The organism is Streptomyces sp. NPDC014889, assembly GCF_043081205.1.
Lineage (GTDB): Bacteria > Actinomycetota > Actinomycetes > Streptomycetales > Streptomycetaceae > Streptomyces.
Genome location: NZ_JBIBWH010000007.1, coordinates 174,272 through 188,200, shown reverse-complemented (window position 1 = coordinate 188,200; position 13,929 = coordinate 174,272). Strand labels below are relative to the sequence as shown.

Here is a 13,929-nt window from a genome sequence, read left to right as displayed (position 1 = left end):
CGCTGCCAGGCGCCCAGGGGGCAGCCCGCGCCGACAGCCGGTGCGGTGTCCGGCCCCCCAGCGGCCGGTTCCCCGGCGGCCGGCGCGGCACCCGGTCGACCCCGCGGGGTGGACGGGACGTCAGTAACCGCGCCACCACCGCAGGAGGCGCTGCCAGGCGCCCAGGGGGCAGCCCGCGCCGACAGCCGGTGCGGTGTCCGGCCCCCCAGCGGCCGGTTCCCCGGCGGCCGGCGCGGCACCCGGCTCCGCGGCGCCCGCCGGCTGCGACACTCCCGAGCGCGCGGGCGACGGCTCGGGTGACGGCGCCGGCCGCTGCCGCGCGGCCCCGATCTCCCAGGCCGGGCGGGACGGCGCGACCGGCTGCGGGGCGTGGCTCGGCTTGGACCGCTCGTCCTGCTGCGGCCGCGGTGTGAACCGCACCGGCAGCTCCAGCAGATGACGGGAGGCGATCGACTCCGTCCAGCGTAGTTCCGCCTCGTCGCAGTCGAGCCGGACGTCCGGCAGCCGGGTCAGCAGCATGTCGACGCCGACGTCGGCGATGGCGCGCCCGACGTCCTGCCCGGGGCACTCGTGCGGGCCGCCGCCGAAGGCGAGGTGGGAACGGTTGCCCTGCATGTCGGCCGTCGGCCCCGGCCGCACCCGGGGGTCGGCGTTGCCCGGCGCGATGCCCAGCAGCAGCCCGTCGCCCCGGCGGATGCGCCGGCCACCGAGTTCCGTCTCCTGCTTGGCGAAGTAGCCGAAGATGGTGCTGAACGGCGGCTCGTCCCACAGGGACTGCTCGACCGCCTCGGGCACCGTCATCTGACCGCCGTTGAGCTGAGCCCGGAATCCGGGCTCGGTCAGGACCCGGCGCACGGTGTTGGCCAGCAGGTTGGCGGTCGCCTCGTAGGTGCCGATGAGCACGACGCGCAGGTGCTGGCCGACCTCCTCGTCGGTCAGACCCGCCGGCTGGTCGATGAGGTGGCTGGTGAGGTCGTCCTCGGGCCGGGCCCGGCGGCGGACGGTGAGCCGCAGCAGGCAGTCCATGATGTATTCGTTGCTGGCGATCGCGGTCTCCGTGCCCTTGAGCATGTCGCGGGCGGCCTGCACGATCCGGTCGTTGTACTCCTCGGGCATGCCGAGGACCTGACACATCACCGCCATGGGCAGATGCTCGGTGAACTGGGCGACGAGGTCGGCGCGGCCCGTCTCGCAGAACCGGTTGACCAGACGCTGGGTGGCCCGGCCGATGTGGCGGCGCAGGGCACGGAAGTCGATGAACTCCAGGGCGCCCTGGACGGCGCCGCGCAGCCGCCTGAGTTCCTCGCCCTCGGCGTGCGCGCAGATCGGCTGCCAGGCGATGTGCGGCATGAGCGGGTGGTCGGGCTTGACCGTGCCGTCCCTGAGCGGCGTCCAGATGCGGCTGTCCTTGGTGAACTGCGAGGGAGTGCTCACCATGTGCAGGTTCTCGGCGTGGCCGAGGACCACCCACATCGGCACGTCGTCGTGGAGCAGTACGGGCGCCACCGGGCCGTACTGCTCCCGGAGTTGCTCGTAGAGCGCTCGCAGGTCCCGCGCCTCGTGGAGCCGGTGCAGTCCTCCGGGCCCGGTGCCGTGCGCGGGGCAGCCGGGAGGTGGGTCGAGGGCGAGGTCGTCCGGGCCGGTCGGGGAATGGGGTTCAGGCGTCACGGCGGTCGCTTTCGGAAAACGGAGGAGGTGTGGGTGCGGGGGCGGGCCGGCCGGCGCGGATCAGGTGAACGAGCCCGTCACGGCGAGGGAGTGCAGGAAGCGCGTCAGCGTCAGCAGCACGTCGCGGCTGGAGGAACGGTGCCGCGCGTCGCACTCGACGATCGGGATCTCCTCGGGCAGATCGAGCGCGGCACGCAGCTCCGGGATCGGGTGACGGGGTGCGCCCGGGAAGGAGTTGACGGCGACGACGAAGGGCACACCGCGCTCCTCCAGGCGGCCCATGACGTCGAAGCTGACCTCGAGACGGCGGGTGTCGGCCAGTACCACCGCGCCGAGCGCGCCCTCGAACAGCCCGTTCCACAGGAACCAGAAGCGCTGCTGTCCGGGGGTGCCGAAGAGGTAGAGCACCAGGTGGTCGCTGATGGTGATGCGGCCGAAGTCCATCGCCACGGTGGTGGCCGTCTTGGACTCGGAGCCGTAGTCGTCGTCGACGCCGATACCGGCCTGGGTCATCGTCTCCTCGGTGGTCAGCGGCCTGATCTCGCTGACCGAGCCCACCATGGTCGTCTTGCCGACCCCGAAACCGCCGACGATCACGATCTTCGCCGCGGTCCGGACCGTGTGCGGCAGATGGTCCTCGGTGCGCGGGCCGGGAATGGTGTCAGAGCCTTTGAAGTCCATGCATCACCGCTTCGAGGAGGTGTCGGTCGGGGACCGCCCGGCGGACGATCGGCGCGCGGGCCTGCACAAGACCGGCCGCGAGCAGCTCGGTGATGAGCGCCGTCGTCGCGCTGAACGGCAGGCCGAGGTAGGCCGACAGCTCGGCCACGGACAGCGGGGCGGCGCACATCCGCACCAGCGCCACCTGCTCCGGGGTGGCGGACGGCGGCGGCTCGGTGCGCGCCACGATCAGTGTCACCAGGTCGACGGCCGCGCGGGCGCCGTCCTCGCCGGCCCCGGCGACCACGTACAGCCGCTCGGGGTTCTTCTCCTCGCCCTGCCCGGCGGGTTCGGGGGGCGGCGGGGGCGGTTCGTGCCCGGGGGTACGCCTCTGGCGCCGCGGAGGGCTCATACGGTCTGCCCGCCCCGCCGCGGCGGACTGGTCAGATGGGCGCCGATGCGGACCACGAGGTCGCGCATGCGGGCGCTCATGAGGCCGGGTTCGGTGCGGATGTCGGCGAGCACCGCGAGATAGGCGTTGGCCCCGGCGGACATCAGGTAGAAGTAGCCGCCGTCGATCTCGATGACGACCAGCTTCATCCGGCCGTCGCTGCCCGGGATCTCCACGGCGACGGCGGACGCGAGGCTCTGGAGTCCGGCACAGGCCGCGGCGACCCGGTCGGCGGCGTCGCCGTCACCGCCGTAGCGGGCGATGCGCAGGCCGTCGGCCGAGAGCACCACGATCATCCCGATGCCCGGCACGCTGTCGTGGAGCTCCTTGAGCATCCAGTCGAAGTTGGCTCGCTGCTGGATCACTTGAGGTCCCCCTCGTCGTCGGCCCGGACGTCGGCCTCGGCACGGGCCGGCTCCTCGATCAGGTGGAGATACGCGGTCGGGTCCTGGGTGAACGCGGTCGGGTCCTGGCCCGGGTTGTCCTTCTTCAGCCCGTCCCAGAAGGCCTCGACCCACAGGCCCGGTTCGGGATCCCTGCTCGTGGGCGCGTTCCCGGGCCCGGACGCGGCCCGCACCGTCCCGCCCTCCCGCCCGGCGGCGGCCTGCTCGGCGACGCGCCGGCCCAGCGGGGCCCTGGCCCGGCTGCGGCGCTGCGGCAGGCCACCCGCCGTCCACTCGGTGACCTCGGGGACCTCGTCGTCCGCCGGGGGCACCGGGGCGGGGACGCGGGGGCTGGTGGGGCGGCGCCTCTTCGGGGCGCGCTCGGGGCCCGCCACCGCGTCCTCCCCCGGAGCCGGCACGGAGGTCGCGCCGATCCCGTGGGCGAGTCCCGGAGCGGGTTCGGTGGTCGTCATCCCGCCGGGCACCACGAGGACCGCGCGGACGCCGCCGTACGCGGAGGCGCGCAGGGAGACCTGCATCCCGTGCTTCGCGCACAGCCGTCCCACGACCGCGAGGCCCAGGCGGGGAGTGTCGCTGAGGTCCAGCGGGTCGACGCCGGCCCTGGCCGCGTCCAGCAGCCGCTCGATCCGGGCGCGTGTCTCCTCGTTCAGGCTGACGCCGCCGTCCTCGATCTCGATGGCGACGCCGGTCTGCACCTCCACGGCCGTGACGTGCACCTTCGTCTGCGGCGGCGAGTAGCGGGTGGCGTTGTCGAGGAGTTCGGCCGCGGCGTGGATGACGGGCTCGACGTCGACGCCCTTGATGTTGACCTTGGCGATGGAGTGCAGTTCGACCCGCCGGTACTCCAGGATCCGGGACATGGCGCCGCGCAGCACGCTGTAGAGCGTGACCGGGTTGGGCCACTGGCGGCCGGGGCGGCCGCCGCCGATGACGGAGACGGAGTCGGCCAGCCGGCCGATCAGCGCGGTGCCGTGGTCGATGCGCAGCAGGTCGTCGAAGACCTCGGGGCTGCGACCGTGGTCCTCCTCCATCTCCCTGAGTTCCCTGGCCTGTTGGTGCACGATCGCCTGGACGCGCCGGGCGATGCTGACGAAGGCGCGCTGGGTGGAGTCGCGGATGTTCTCCTCGTCGTCCACGATCTTGAGGATCATGCGCACCACCGCACGCTGCGACTCGGGAATCCCGCGCCACTCGGGGCGGCCGTCGACGATGTCGCGCATCACCTCGGCGGGTGTGTGGTTGCCGCGCAGGTGGTCGATGGCGGCGGGCAGGACGTCCGAGGCGAGACGGTGGATCTCCCGGTCGTGGGCGGCCAGGCGCCCCTCCAGGTCCGCGGTGCGCCGGGCGTGCTCCGCCCGCTGGTCCCGGACGGCGCGTCCGCGGCGCGCCGCCTCGGCGCCCGTGGCGAGCACCAGCAGGGTGGCGACCGCGCCGCAGCAGGCGACGGCGACGCGGGCCGGGTCCGGCACCAGGGCGACGGCGGCCCCGGTGGCCGCCGCCATCACCAGGGCGGGCAGCAACAGCACGCGCGCGTAGGGAAGTTCACGGCCACCGGGGGGCGATTGAACACTCACCATGTAAGCCCTCTGAGGAGAATCGGCTGGGTTCGGGCAGGTTCCAGTGGGGGTACGTCATGAAATCGACGTACATTCCGGCGCGTTCGAGGACGCTTGGGAGCAAGCTCGCGAACAACCTCAACTCGCTGCGCCGCGGGCGAGCATAATCCGGTCGGATCATCGCCATGTCATATTCAGCAAGGGCCTGAAACGGGGCGCACGGCAGGAGTACGCTCGGGACTTTTACACGCCCCGGCGTGATTCGAACACATACAGTGACGCAGTACGGACATGCGAAAACCGCATGGCCCCGGCGACACACTCACCGGGGCCATGCGATCGATGCGATCGTCCGACTCGGTCTACCCGACCGAGGAGTAGGCCACGACCCCCCGCAGCAGCCCGTCCACCGCCTTGCGCGCGTTCCTGGCCACCGAGGAGCCCTCCACCGGCGCCGCCGCCGAGATCTGGCCCAGCACGTCGATCACCTGCTTGCACCAGCGCACGAAGTCGCCCGCCGGCATCTCCGCCTCGCGCAGCACCTCGTCCAGACCCTTGCCGGAGGCCCACATGTACGCGGACCAGGCGAAGCCGAGGTCGGGCTCGCGCTGGCCGACCCCCTCGGTCTGGTTGATGCGGAAGTCCTCCTCCAGGGCGTCGAGCCGGCCCCAGATCCGCACCATCTCGCCGAGCGCCGCCTTCGCCTTCCCGGAGGGCAGCTTGGGCGCCATGGCGTCGTCACTGACCCGTGCCTCGTACACCAACGCCGAGACACAGGCGGCGAGTTCGGCCGGGCTCAGGCCATCCCAGACGCCCTCGCGCAGGCATTCGCTGGCCAGCAGGTCGAGTTCGCCGTACAGCCGGGCCAGCCGCTTGCCGTGCTCGGTGACCTCGTCGCCGCGCAGGTAGTCGAGCTCGGTCAGCAGCGCGACGATCCGGTCGAAGGTGCGCGCGATGGTGTTCGTACGGCCCTCGATGCGGTTCTCCAGGTGCCTGGTGTCACGCATCAGCCGGTGGTAGCGCTCGGCCCAACGGGCGTGGTCCTCGCGGTCGTCGCACCCGTGGCAGGGGTGGGCGCGGAGCGCGGCGCGCAGCCGGGCGATCTCCCGGTCGTCGGCCGCCTGGGAGCGCCGCTTGCGGTGCCGCTCCGCCGAAATGTGCCCGGCCTTGGTGCGCAGCGCGGAGGCGAGGTCCCGGCGGGACTGCGGGGAGCGCGGGTTGAACGACTTCGGGATCCGCATCCGCTCCAGCGGCTCCACGGGCACCGGGAAGTCGATGGCCGCCAGCCGCTTGACCTGACGCTCGGCGGTCAGCACCAGCGGGCGCGGGCCGTCGTGGTACTCGAGGCCCCGGTGGCCGTTGGAACGGCCCGCGGGCAGACCCGGGTCCAGCACCAGCGCCAGACCCGCGAACTTTCCGGTGGGGACGTGGATGACATCGCCCGGCTTGAGCTTCTCCAGGGCGACGGCGGCCTCGGCACGCCGCTGGGACGCGCCCTGCCGGGCCAGCTCGGTCTCACGGTCCTTCAGCTCCCGGCGCAGCCGCGCGTACTCCGTGAAGTCGCCGAGGTGGCAGGTCATCGAGGCCTTGTAGCCCTCGAGGCCCTCCTCGTTGCGCTGCACCTGCCGGGAGATCCCGACGACCGACCTGTCGGCCTGGAACTGCGCGAAGGAGGTCTCCAGCAGCTCCCGCGAGCGGTGCCGGCCGAACTGCTCGACCAGGTTGACCGCCATGTTGTACGACGGCCTGAAGCTGGAACGCAGCGGATAGGTGCGGGTGCCGGCCAGACCCGCCAGGTGCTCGGGGCTCATGCCGCGCTGCCACAGCACCACCGCGTGGCCCTCGACGTCGATGCCGCGGCGCCCGGCGCGGCCGGTGAGCTGGGTGTACTCGCCGGGGGTGATGTCGGCGTGCTGCTCGCCGTTCCACTTCACGAGCTTTTCGAGCACCACCGAGCGGGCCGGCATGTTGATGCCGAGGGCGAGGGTCTCGGTGGCGAAGACCGCCTTGACCAGGCCCTGCACGAACAGTTCCTCGACGACCTCCTTGAAGGTCGGCAGCATGCCCGCGTGGTGGGCGGCGATACCGCGCTCCAGGCCCTCCAGCCACTCGTAGTAGCCGAGGACGTGCAGGTCCTCGGCCGGGATGGCGGCGGTGCGCTCCTCGACGAGGGCGCGGACCCGGTCGCGCGCCGGCTCGTCGTTGAGTCTCAGGCCCGCGTACAGGCACTGCTGGACGGCGGCCTCGCAGGCGGCACGGCTGAAGATGAAGGTGATCGCGGGCAGCAGGCCCTCGGCGTCGAGGCGCTCGATGACCTCGGGACGGCTCGGGGTCCAGATCCGGGACCGCTGTCTGCGCTCCCGCTCACGGTCCGCCTCGCGCATCGCGCGGCCGCGCCGGCGGTCCTGGTAGGAGGGGCGGGCCGCCTCCATGCGGGCCATCCGCGTGAGGTCGGGGTTGACCGCCCTGCGGCTGCCCTCGCCCTCCTCGAACAGGTCGTACATCCGGCGCCCGGCCAGCACGTGCTGGAACAGCGGCACGGGCCGGTGCTCGGAGACGATCACCTCGGTGTCGCCGCGGACGGTGTCCAGCCAGTCGCCGAACTCCTCGGCGTTGGACACGGTCGCCGACAGGGACACCAGGGTCACCGACTCCGGCAGGTGGATGATCACTTCCTCCCACACGGCGCCGCGGAAGCGGTCGGAGAGGTAGTGCACCTCGTCCATGACCACGTAACCGAGGCCGAGCAGGGTCTGGGAGCCGGCGTACAGCATGTTCCGCAGCACCTCGGTGGTCATCACGACCACCGGGGCCTCGGAGTTGAGGCTGTTGTCGCCGGTCAGAAGGCCGACCTTGCCGCTGCCGTAGCGACGGCACAGGTCGGCGTACTTCTGGTTCGACAGCGCCTTGATCGGCGTCGTGTAGAAGCACTTCCGGCCCTGCTGGAGGGCGAGGTGGACGGCGAACTCGCCCACGATCGTCTTGCCGGAGCCCGTGGGCGCGGCGACCAGTACGCCCTTGCCCGCCTCGAGCGCCTGGCAGGCCTCGATCTGGAAGGGGTCGAGGCCGAAGTCGTACATCTCGCGGAAACCCGCGAGCGCGGTGGCCTGCTCGGCAGCTCGCCTGCGCGCTGCCGCGTACCGCTCGGCCGGTGAGAGGTCCTCTGTCATCGTGCTTTCGAGCGTACCGGGCCGCACCGACAACAGGACGATCATTATCCCGATCGTCCCTGACACGGAAAAGGCCGGCCGCTCGTGGTGCGAGCGGCCGGCCCGGGAATCCGCGGTGGTGATCAGGTCACGTCGTCGTACCCGTTGACCCGGTCCGTCTGCTCGGGCAGGGCGCGTCGGGTGGTGACGGGTTCGACCTCGCCGATGTCCTCGGGGGTGAGGTCGAGTTCGGAGGCCTCGTCGTCCGACGGTCCCAGGGCCGTGAGGCGGTCCTTCCGCCGGTCGTTGAACAGGGCGATGAACACCGCGATGAAGTACAGCGCCCAGATCGGCGCCGCCAGCGCCAGCATCGTCAGCGGGTCGGCGCTCGGCGTCGCCACCGCCGCGAACGCCGTGATGCCGACGACCATGCCGCGCCACCAGCCGAGCATGCGCTTGCCGGACAGGATGCCGGTCAGGTTGAGCATGACGAGCAGCAGCGGCATCTCGAAGGAGAGGCCGAAGACGACCACCATGCGCGAGACGAGGTCGAGCAGGTCGTCCAGCGGCAGCAGGTTGTCGACGTTCGAGGGGGTGAAGCCGATCAGCATCTTGGCCGTGGTGGGCAGCACGTTGTAGGCGAGGTAACCGCCCCCGAGGAACAGCGGAACACCCGCGCCGACGAAGACGTAGGCGTACTTCCGCTCGTGCTTGTGCAGGCCCGGGGCGACGAACGCCCACAACTGGTAGAGCCAGATCGGCGAGGCCAGCACCACACCGGCCATCAGCGACACCTTCAGCGCCAGGGTGAAGGGCGCCAGCAGACCGTTGATCGTCAGATGTGCGCAGGTGGTGCTGCTGCCCGACTTGGACAGTTCCTCGAAGGACTGCCCACACCCCACCGAGCTCAGCACCGGCCTGGTGATGAAGTTGACGATGTCCTTGTAGAAGAAGGCAGCGACGATCGTGACGACCAGGATCGCCAGGACACCCTTCCCGAGCCGGTTGCGCAGCTCACGGAGGTGCTCCGCGAGCGACATCCGCCCCTCGGGGTCCTTCTCCTTCTTGCGGGCAGACTTCAGCAACCCACATCCTCATCTCGTGCAGCGGACCGGAGGGCCTCCGGTCCTCACCTCAGCGCTGAGTCGTGTCCGTCGGCTCGTTGACCGGGCGGGAGCTGTTCACGTCGCCGGGCGCGGCCTGGATGGTGCGCTGCGCCGCGGACGGCTGCTCCTCACCGGCCGGAGCCGCCGAATTGGCCGCAGTGTTCGAGCTCGCCTCGTCCTTCATCGCCTTGGCCTCGCTCTTCAGGATGCGCGCGGACTTGCCGAGCGAGCGCGCCATGTCCGGAAGCTTCTTCGAGCCGAACACCAGGACGATCACCAGAACCAGGAGCACCAGATGCCACGGCTCGAGTGCGCCACGGAACATAATGTCTTCACCTTCTCACTGAGGCGGGGCGGCGGACAGGTCCGACCACTCGGACAGGTATCTGACCATCGTGCCGGCAGCGATCGTAACGCCCGGGGGTGAACACTGAGCAATCCCCTTGCGTACTCCTGCTGGGGCGGCCCGTGCCTCTTCGCGGGCCATGACCAGCAGCGTACCCGGCCACAGGGGCAGGATGGCAGGGCCTGTCGATCGAAAGCGCACGGCGCTCGGGACTTCCGGGACTTTCCCGGCAGGACTCACCGCGAATCCACCGACCGGGCGGCGCTCAGGCTCGCCCGCTCCAGGTCCTCGGCGGCCCGGTTGATGCGCTGCGCCGACTCCGTGACCTGACGGCCCAGGCGCTGCGCCTCGACGAAGACCCGGACGGCGAGCACGCCCAGGACGGCCATCCCCACGAACCCCACGGCCACCGCGGCCATCGCCCACACCATGACGCCGAGCCTAGAGGGCCGAGTGCAGGCGCAGGGTACTGACCCCGCCGCCGGTGAGCAGTTCCACGATCCGCTCGCCGGCCGGCTTGCGGACCGCGGTGCCGCAGTCGGGGCAGGTGAAGGAGTAGAAGGTGGTGCGGCTGCTGGCGCCGATGACCAGGCGCAACGCGCTCGCCGCGAGCTCGAACCTGCCCCGGCAGTCGGGACAGCCCGCCCGGAAGACCACCGGAGTCACGCTCCGCATTCCGGCGAAGGCCGCCGCCACCGACATCTCGTGCACCTCAGCCGTCGCCGACTCGCTCAAAGCCCCTGCTCCTGCCTGTCGTACCGACCGTCGTGAACCACGTCCGCACCCCGGGGCTCCCCGGCCGCCACGGCGTCCACGGGGGCCCCGGCCCCGCCGTACGGCGACTCGTAGGCCGCCAGGGCCTCACGGGCCGCCTGCCGGGCGCTGTCGGCCAGCTCCCGCGGGGCGACGATCCGGCCGTCGCGGCCCAGGCGCAGCGCCAGCCGTCGCAGCGACGCCGGATCCGGGGTGCGCAGAGTGATACGCAGCCCGCCGTCGGGAAGCTCATCGGCGCTGTCGTGCGGGTAGTACTCGGCGACCCAGCGGCCACCGGGACCGACCTCGACGACCACCTCCGGGTCCTCCGCGGCCGGCTGCACCAGGGCCTGCGACAGGTCGCGCAGCTCCATCTCGGGCGGCGCCGAGGGCTCGTCCAGGATCTTGATCTCGGCGACCCGGTCGAGCCGGAAGGTACGCCGCGCCTCGGAGCGGCGGCACCAGGCCTCCACATAGGTGTGCCCGACGCTGACCAGGCGGATGGGGTCGATCTCGCGCTCGGTGACCTCGTCCCGGGCGGGCGAGTAGTAGCGGATCCACAGCCGGCGGCGCTCGGAGATCGCCCGGTCCACGTCGGCGAAGACCCCGCCCTCGGACTCGAAGGTCACCGACAGCCGGGAGCTGGCCCCCGCGACCTCGCCGGCCGCGGTCTCCACCTTGGCCGTGGCGCGCAGCAGCGCCTGCCGGTCGCTCTCCCGCAGCCCGGGCAGGGTCGCCACCGCGCGGGCCGCCACCAGCAGCGCGGTCGCCTCGTCGGCGGCCAGCCGCAGCGGCTCGGCCGCTTCCGCGCCGAGCGCGGCCGGGTTGTGCCACCAGATGCGCTCGCCGTCGGTATCGATGTCGAGCAGGTCGCCGCCGCGGAAACTCGTACCGCACATGGGCAGTACGTCGAGGTCGGAGACCAGCTCGTCCTCGGTGATGCCGAAGGCGCGGGCGACGTCCTCGATCCGGGCGCCGGGGCGCTCCCTGAGGTACGTCACCAGGGAGAGCATCCGCCTGGTCTGGTCGATGGCGCTCGTGGGCCTGACCGGTTTGCCTGCCACAGTGTCGCTCCGCTCCCCCTCAGCCCCCGGCCACGGCACGCAGCCGGTCCAGCACGTCCGCCCGCAGCTCGGCCGGCTCCAGGACCACCACGTCCGGTCCGAACTCCACCAGCCAGGCGTCCAGCCCGTGTCCGTACGGGATGTCCAACTCGTCCCAGCCGTTTCCGAGTTCCCGCACGGCGGTGGCCTTCGCCCGAAGGGGGTAACCGGCGTCCGCGCGCAGCCGGATCCGCGCGGACCGGTCGGCGCTCTCGCCCGCCCAGCTCGCCACGGTCTCGCGGACCGTGACGACGTCCGGCACCGGCGCGGTGAAACCGCTGCCCCGGGAGCGGACCCGGCCGGTGATCCTGGAGAGCCGGAAGACCCGCTCGGCGCCGCGGTCGCGGTCGAAGCCGGCCAGGTACCAGTGGCCGCGCCAGCACTCCAGCGCCCACGGCTCGACGTGCCGGGTGCCGGGCTGGGCGGCGTTGGCCTTGCGGTAGTCGAAGACGACCGGCCTGCGGTCGCGGCAGGCCAGCATCAGCGGCTCGAAGGCGGCCTCGTGCACCGGGATACGGGGCTCCAGCGCGCCGTGCGCCTCGTAGGGGTCGACGTCCTCGGGCAGCCCGGCCGCGCGCAGCTTCTGCAGGGCGCCGCTGGCCGCCCCGGCCAGCCGGGCCTGCTGCCAGACCTTGGCGGCCAGACCGAGCGCGGCGGCCTCCTCGGCGTCCAGGGTGATGGGCGGCAGCCGGTTGCTGTCCCGACGGGCCAGGTAGCCGACCTCGCCGTCCAGGCCCTCGACGGTCTCGATGACCAGCCCAAGCTCCCGCAGGTCGTCCTTGTCCCGCTCGAACATGCGGTTGAAGGAGTCGTCGGACGCGGCGGCGCCCTTCTCCGCCCCGGAACCGGCCTCGACGTAGGCCTCGATGGACTCCCGCAGCTCGCGCTTGCTCAGCGGCCGCCGGGTCCCGAGCAGGCACAGCGCCAGGTTCATCAGCCGCTCGGCCTTGGCAATGGCCATCGACGCCCTTCACCTTCCCTATGGTCCTTACGACCGATGACCGTACCGCTCCGCGGCGTACGGACAAAAGCGGAGGCCCACGCCCGGACAGGCATGGGCCCCGGATGATCGGATCCCGCGCGGATCCGATGCGGGACGATCAGACCGCGACCAGGTCGCAAACGAAGATCAGCGTCTCGCCGGGCTTGATCCGGCCGCCCGCGCCGCGATCGCCGTAGGCCAGATGCGCCGGAATGGTCAGCTGGCGGCGCCCGCCGACCTTCATGCCCTGCACACCCTGGTCCCAGCCGGCGATGACCTGGCCGACACCCAGCTGGAAGCGGAGCGGCGTACCGCGGTTCCAGGAGGCGTCGAACTCCTCACCGGTGGAGAAGGCCACGCCGACGTAGTGGACGGAGACGGTGTCGCCCGCCTTGGCCACCGGTCCGTCGCCCTCCCAGATCTCCTTGATCTCGAGGTCCGCCGGGGGCTCGCCGCCCGGGAAGTCGATCTCGGGCTTCTCGATGCTCACGTGTCTCTCCTGCTCATCTACGACAAGGCAACCTGCACAGTTTTACATCCCCGCCAAAGGCGCGCCCGCGTCGGGAGACCACGGCGCGGCGCTACATCGCCGCCAGGATGTCCACCGTGAAGACCAGCACGGAGTCCTTCTTGATGCCGCTGTTCGGGGGCGGGTTGTCACCGTAGCCCAGGGCCGGCGGGACGACGATCAGGACCCGGCTGCCGACCTTCTTGCCGGCCAGTCCGTCGGCCCAGCCCTTGACGACCTGCTGGAGGGAGAACGAGGTCAGCGAGTCGCGCTTGTACGTCGAGTCGAACTCCTTGCCGTCCGCCCACAGCACGCCCTTGTACTGGACGAGCACGGTGTTCTCCGGCTTGACCACGGGGCCGTCGCCCTCGATCACGTAGTCGGCCACGAGCTTCGTGGGAGCGGCCTTCTTGGGCACGGTGATGGAGGGGGCGGCGCCGTCGGTGTTGGTGCCCACCTTGGGCAGGTCGGCGTTGTCCTGGGCGACCGTCTTCCCCTTGGCCGAGCTCTTGGAGTTGAAGGTGTCCTGGAGGTCGACGACGAACACCAGCGTGTCGGTGCCCTTGATCCCGGCCTGGGAGTTGCCCTGCGTGCCGTATCCCCAGGTGGGCGGCACGGAGAACAGGACGCGGCTGCCCACCTTCTTGCCGGCGAGGGCATAGCGCCAGCCGTCGATGATCGTGCCCTGGGCGAGCTGGATGACCAGGGGAGCCTTGCGGTCGTAGGAGTTGTCGAAGAGCTTGGCCGTGTCCCAGATCTGGCCCAGGTAGTGCGCCTGGACGTAGTCGTTCTCCGCGATGGTGCGGCCGCCGCCCGCGATCACCGTCTTGACGGCGATGTCCTTCGACGGGGCGCCGGTACCCTTGGCGACGGTCGGCTTCTCGCCGAATTTCGTGCCCGCGGTGATCTCCGGCAGCGGCCCGGAGACGATCTTCGGCGAGGGCGCGGCGGACGGCTGGGAGGGGGACGGCGTCGCGCTCTCGCTGGCCTTGCTCGAACCGGCCTTGTCGTTGCCGCAGGCGGCCAGGGTGACAAGTCCCGCGGGTACGGAAAGAAGAAGTGAGCGTCGGCGCACGATGGGGGCCTCGTAATCGGTCGATCGTCTGATGGCGTGCGCGCCACCTTACTGACGTTTCGGTGCCGATCGGGTCTCCGGCCCGCCCCGGTGTCGGCCGGGGGTCCGGGGGTTGTCCCCCGGAAGAGCACTGTCGTCGTGAGCGGGGCGCCGTACGGGGAACGTACG

General features: G+C 71.6%; 14 protein-coding genes. All 14 read right to left on the bottom strand.

Annotated elements, in window-relative coordinates; all coding sequences use genetic code 11:
* Positions 1-120 precede the first annotated feature (120 nt).
* A complete protein-coding gene (locus ACF09J_RS15870) occupies positions 121-1,668 on the bottom strand; it encodes a cytochrome P450 (protein WP_392306002.1) in 1,548 nt (515 codons plus the stop codon).
* 60 nt (positions 1,669-1,728) lie between these two features.
* Entirely contained in the window at positions 1,729-2,349 is a 621-nt protein-coding gene (locus tag ACF09J_RS15865; protein WP_392306001.1) for an ATP/GTP-binding protein, read from the bottom strand.
* The gene (locus ACF09J_RS15860) at positions 2,330-2,740 is read right to left on the bottom strand and encodes a DUF742 domain-containing protein (RefSeq protein ID WP_392306000.1); all 411 of its coding nucleotides are present in this window, start codon (positions 2,738-2,740) and stop codon (positions 2,330-2,332) included. The genes ACF09J_RS15865 and ACF09J_RS15860 overlap by 20 nt, the downstream gene beginning before the upstream one ends.
* Positions 2,737-3,144, bottom strand: a complete 408-nt coding sequence (locus ACF09J_RS15855) for a roadblock/LC7 domain-containing protein (RefSeq protein WP_100567769.1) — start codon at positions 3,142-3,144, stop codon at positions 2,737-2,739. Before ACF09J_RS15855 ends, ACF09J_RS15860 begins: the two co-directional genes overlap by 4 nt.
* A complete protein-coding gene (locus tag ACF09J_RS15850; RefSeq protein ID WP_392305999.1) occupies positions 3,141-4,760 on the bottom strand; it encodes an ATP-binding protein in 1,620 nt (539 codons plus the stop codon). The genes ACF09J_RS15855 and ACF09J_RS15850 overlap by 4 nt, the downstream gene beginning before the upstream one ends.
* Before the next feature lie 341 nt (positions 4,761-5,101).
* Positions 5,102-7,954: a DEAD/DEAH box helicase gene (locus ACF09J_RS15845; RefSeq protein ID WP_392305998.1), complete on the bottom strand. Its 2,853-nt coding sequence runs from the start codon at positions 7,952-7,954 to the stop codon at positions 5,102-5,104.
* A 77-nt stretch (positions 7,955-8,031) separates the two neighbouring features.
* The gene (tatC, locus tag ACF09J_RS15840; RefSeq protein WP_392305997.1) at positions 8,032-8,973 is read right to left on the bottom strand and encodes a twin-arginine translocase subunit TatC; all 942 of its coding nucleotides are present in this window, start codon (positions 8,971-8,973) and stop codon (positions 8,032-8,034) included.
* Positions 8,974-9,022: 49 nt separating this feature from the next.
* Positions 9,023-9,319, bottom strand: a complete 297-nt coding sequence (tatA, locus tag ACF09J_RS15835) for a Sec-independent protein translocase subunit TatA (protein WP_392305996.1) — start codon at positions 9,317-9,319, stop codon at positions 9,023-9,025.
* A 257-nt stretch (positions 9,320-9,576) separates the two neighbouring features.
* Positions 9,577-9,771, bottom strand: coding sequence for a hypothetical protein (locus ACF09J_RS15830; RefSeq protein WP_392305995.1), 195 nt, complete (start codon positions 9,769-9,771; stop codon positions 9,577-9,579).
* Positions 9,772-9,781: 10 nt separating this feature from the next.
* Positions 9,782-10,042, bottom strand: coding sequence for a hypothetical protein (locus ACF09J_RS15825; protein WP_392306198.1), 261 nt, complete (start codon positions 10,040-10,042; stop codon positions 9,782-9,784).
* Positions 10,043-10,071: 29 nt separating this feature from the next.
* Complete coding sequence (locus tag ACF09J_RS15820; RefSeq protein ID WP_392305994.1) at positions 10,072-11,157, bottom strand: helix-turn-helix transcriptional regulator; 1,086 nt, start codon at positions 11,155-11,157, stop codon at positions 10,072-10,074.
* Between the two features lie 19 nt (positions 11,158-11,176).
* Complete coding sequence (locus ACF09J_RS15815; RefSeq protein ID WP_392305993.1) at positions 11,177-12,157, bottom strand: helix-turn-helix transcriptional regulator; 981 nt, start codon at positions 12,155-12,157, stop codon at positions 11,177-11,179.
* Between the two features lie 139 nt (positions 12,158-12,296).
* Positions 12,297-12,668 carry an FKBP-type peptidyl-prolyl cis-trans isomerase gene (locus ACF09J_RS15810; protein WP_100567760.1) on the bottom strand — a complete coding sequence of 124 codons (372 nt, stop codon included), beginning with the start codon at positions 12,666-12,668 and terminating at the stop codon, positions 12,297-12,299.
* Positions 12,669-12,759: 91 nt separating this feature from the next.
* Positions 12,760-13,761 carry an FKBP-type peptidyl-prolyl cis-trans isomerase gene (locus ACF09J_RS15805; protein ID WP_392305992.1) on the bottom strand — a complete coding sequence of 334 codons (1,002 nt, stop codon included), beginning with the start codon at positions 13,759-13,761 and terminating at the stop codon, positions 12,760-12,762.
* Positions 13,762-13,929: the final 168 nt, after the last annotated feature.

Coding starts and splice junctions, on each gene's coding strand:
- ACF09J_RS15865 (WP_392306001.1), bottom strand. CDS start 2,349: ATGGACTTCAAAGGCTCTGACACCATTCCCGGCCCGCGCACCGAGGAC.
- ACF09J_RS15860 (WP_392306000.1), bottom strand. CDS start 2,740: ATGAGCCCTCCGCGGCGCCAGAGGCGTACCCCCGGGCACGAACCGCCC.
- ACF09J_RS15850 (WP_392305999.1), bottom strand. CDS start 4,760: ATGGTGAGTGTTCAATCGCCCCCCGGTGGCCGTGAACTTCCCTACGCG.
- ACF09J_RS15845 (WP_392305998.1), bottom strand. CDS start 7,954: ATGATCGTCCTGTTGTCGGTGCGGCCCGGTACGCTCGAAAGCACGATG.
- tatA (WP_392305996.1), bottom strand. CDS start 9,319: ATGTTCCGTGGCGCACTCGAGCCGTGGCATCTGGTGCTCCTGGTTCTG.
- ACF09J_RS15830 (WP_392305995.1), bottom strand. CDS start 9,771: ATGGTGTGGGCGATGGCCGCGGTGGCCGTGGGGTTCGTGGGGATGGCC.
- ACF09J_RS15825 (WP_392306198.1), bottom strand. CDS start 10,042: ATGTCGGTGGCGGCGGCCTTCGCCGGAATGCGGAGCGTGACTCCGGTG.
- ACF09J_RS15815 (WP_392305993.1), bottom strand. CDS start 12,157: ATGGCCATTGCCAAGGCCGAGCGGCTGATGAACCTGGCGCTGTGCCTG.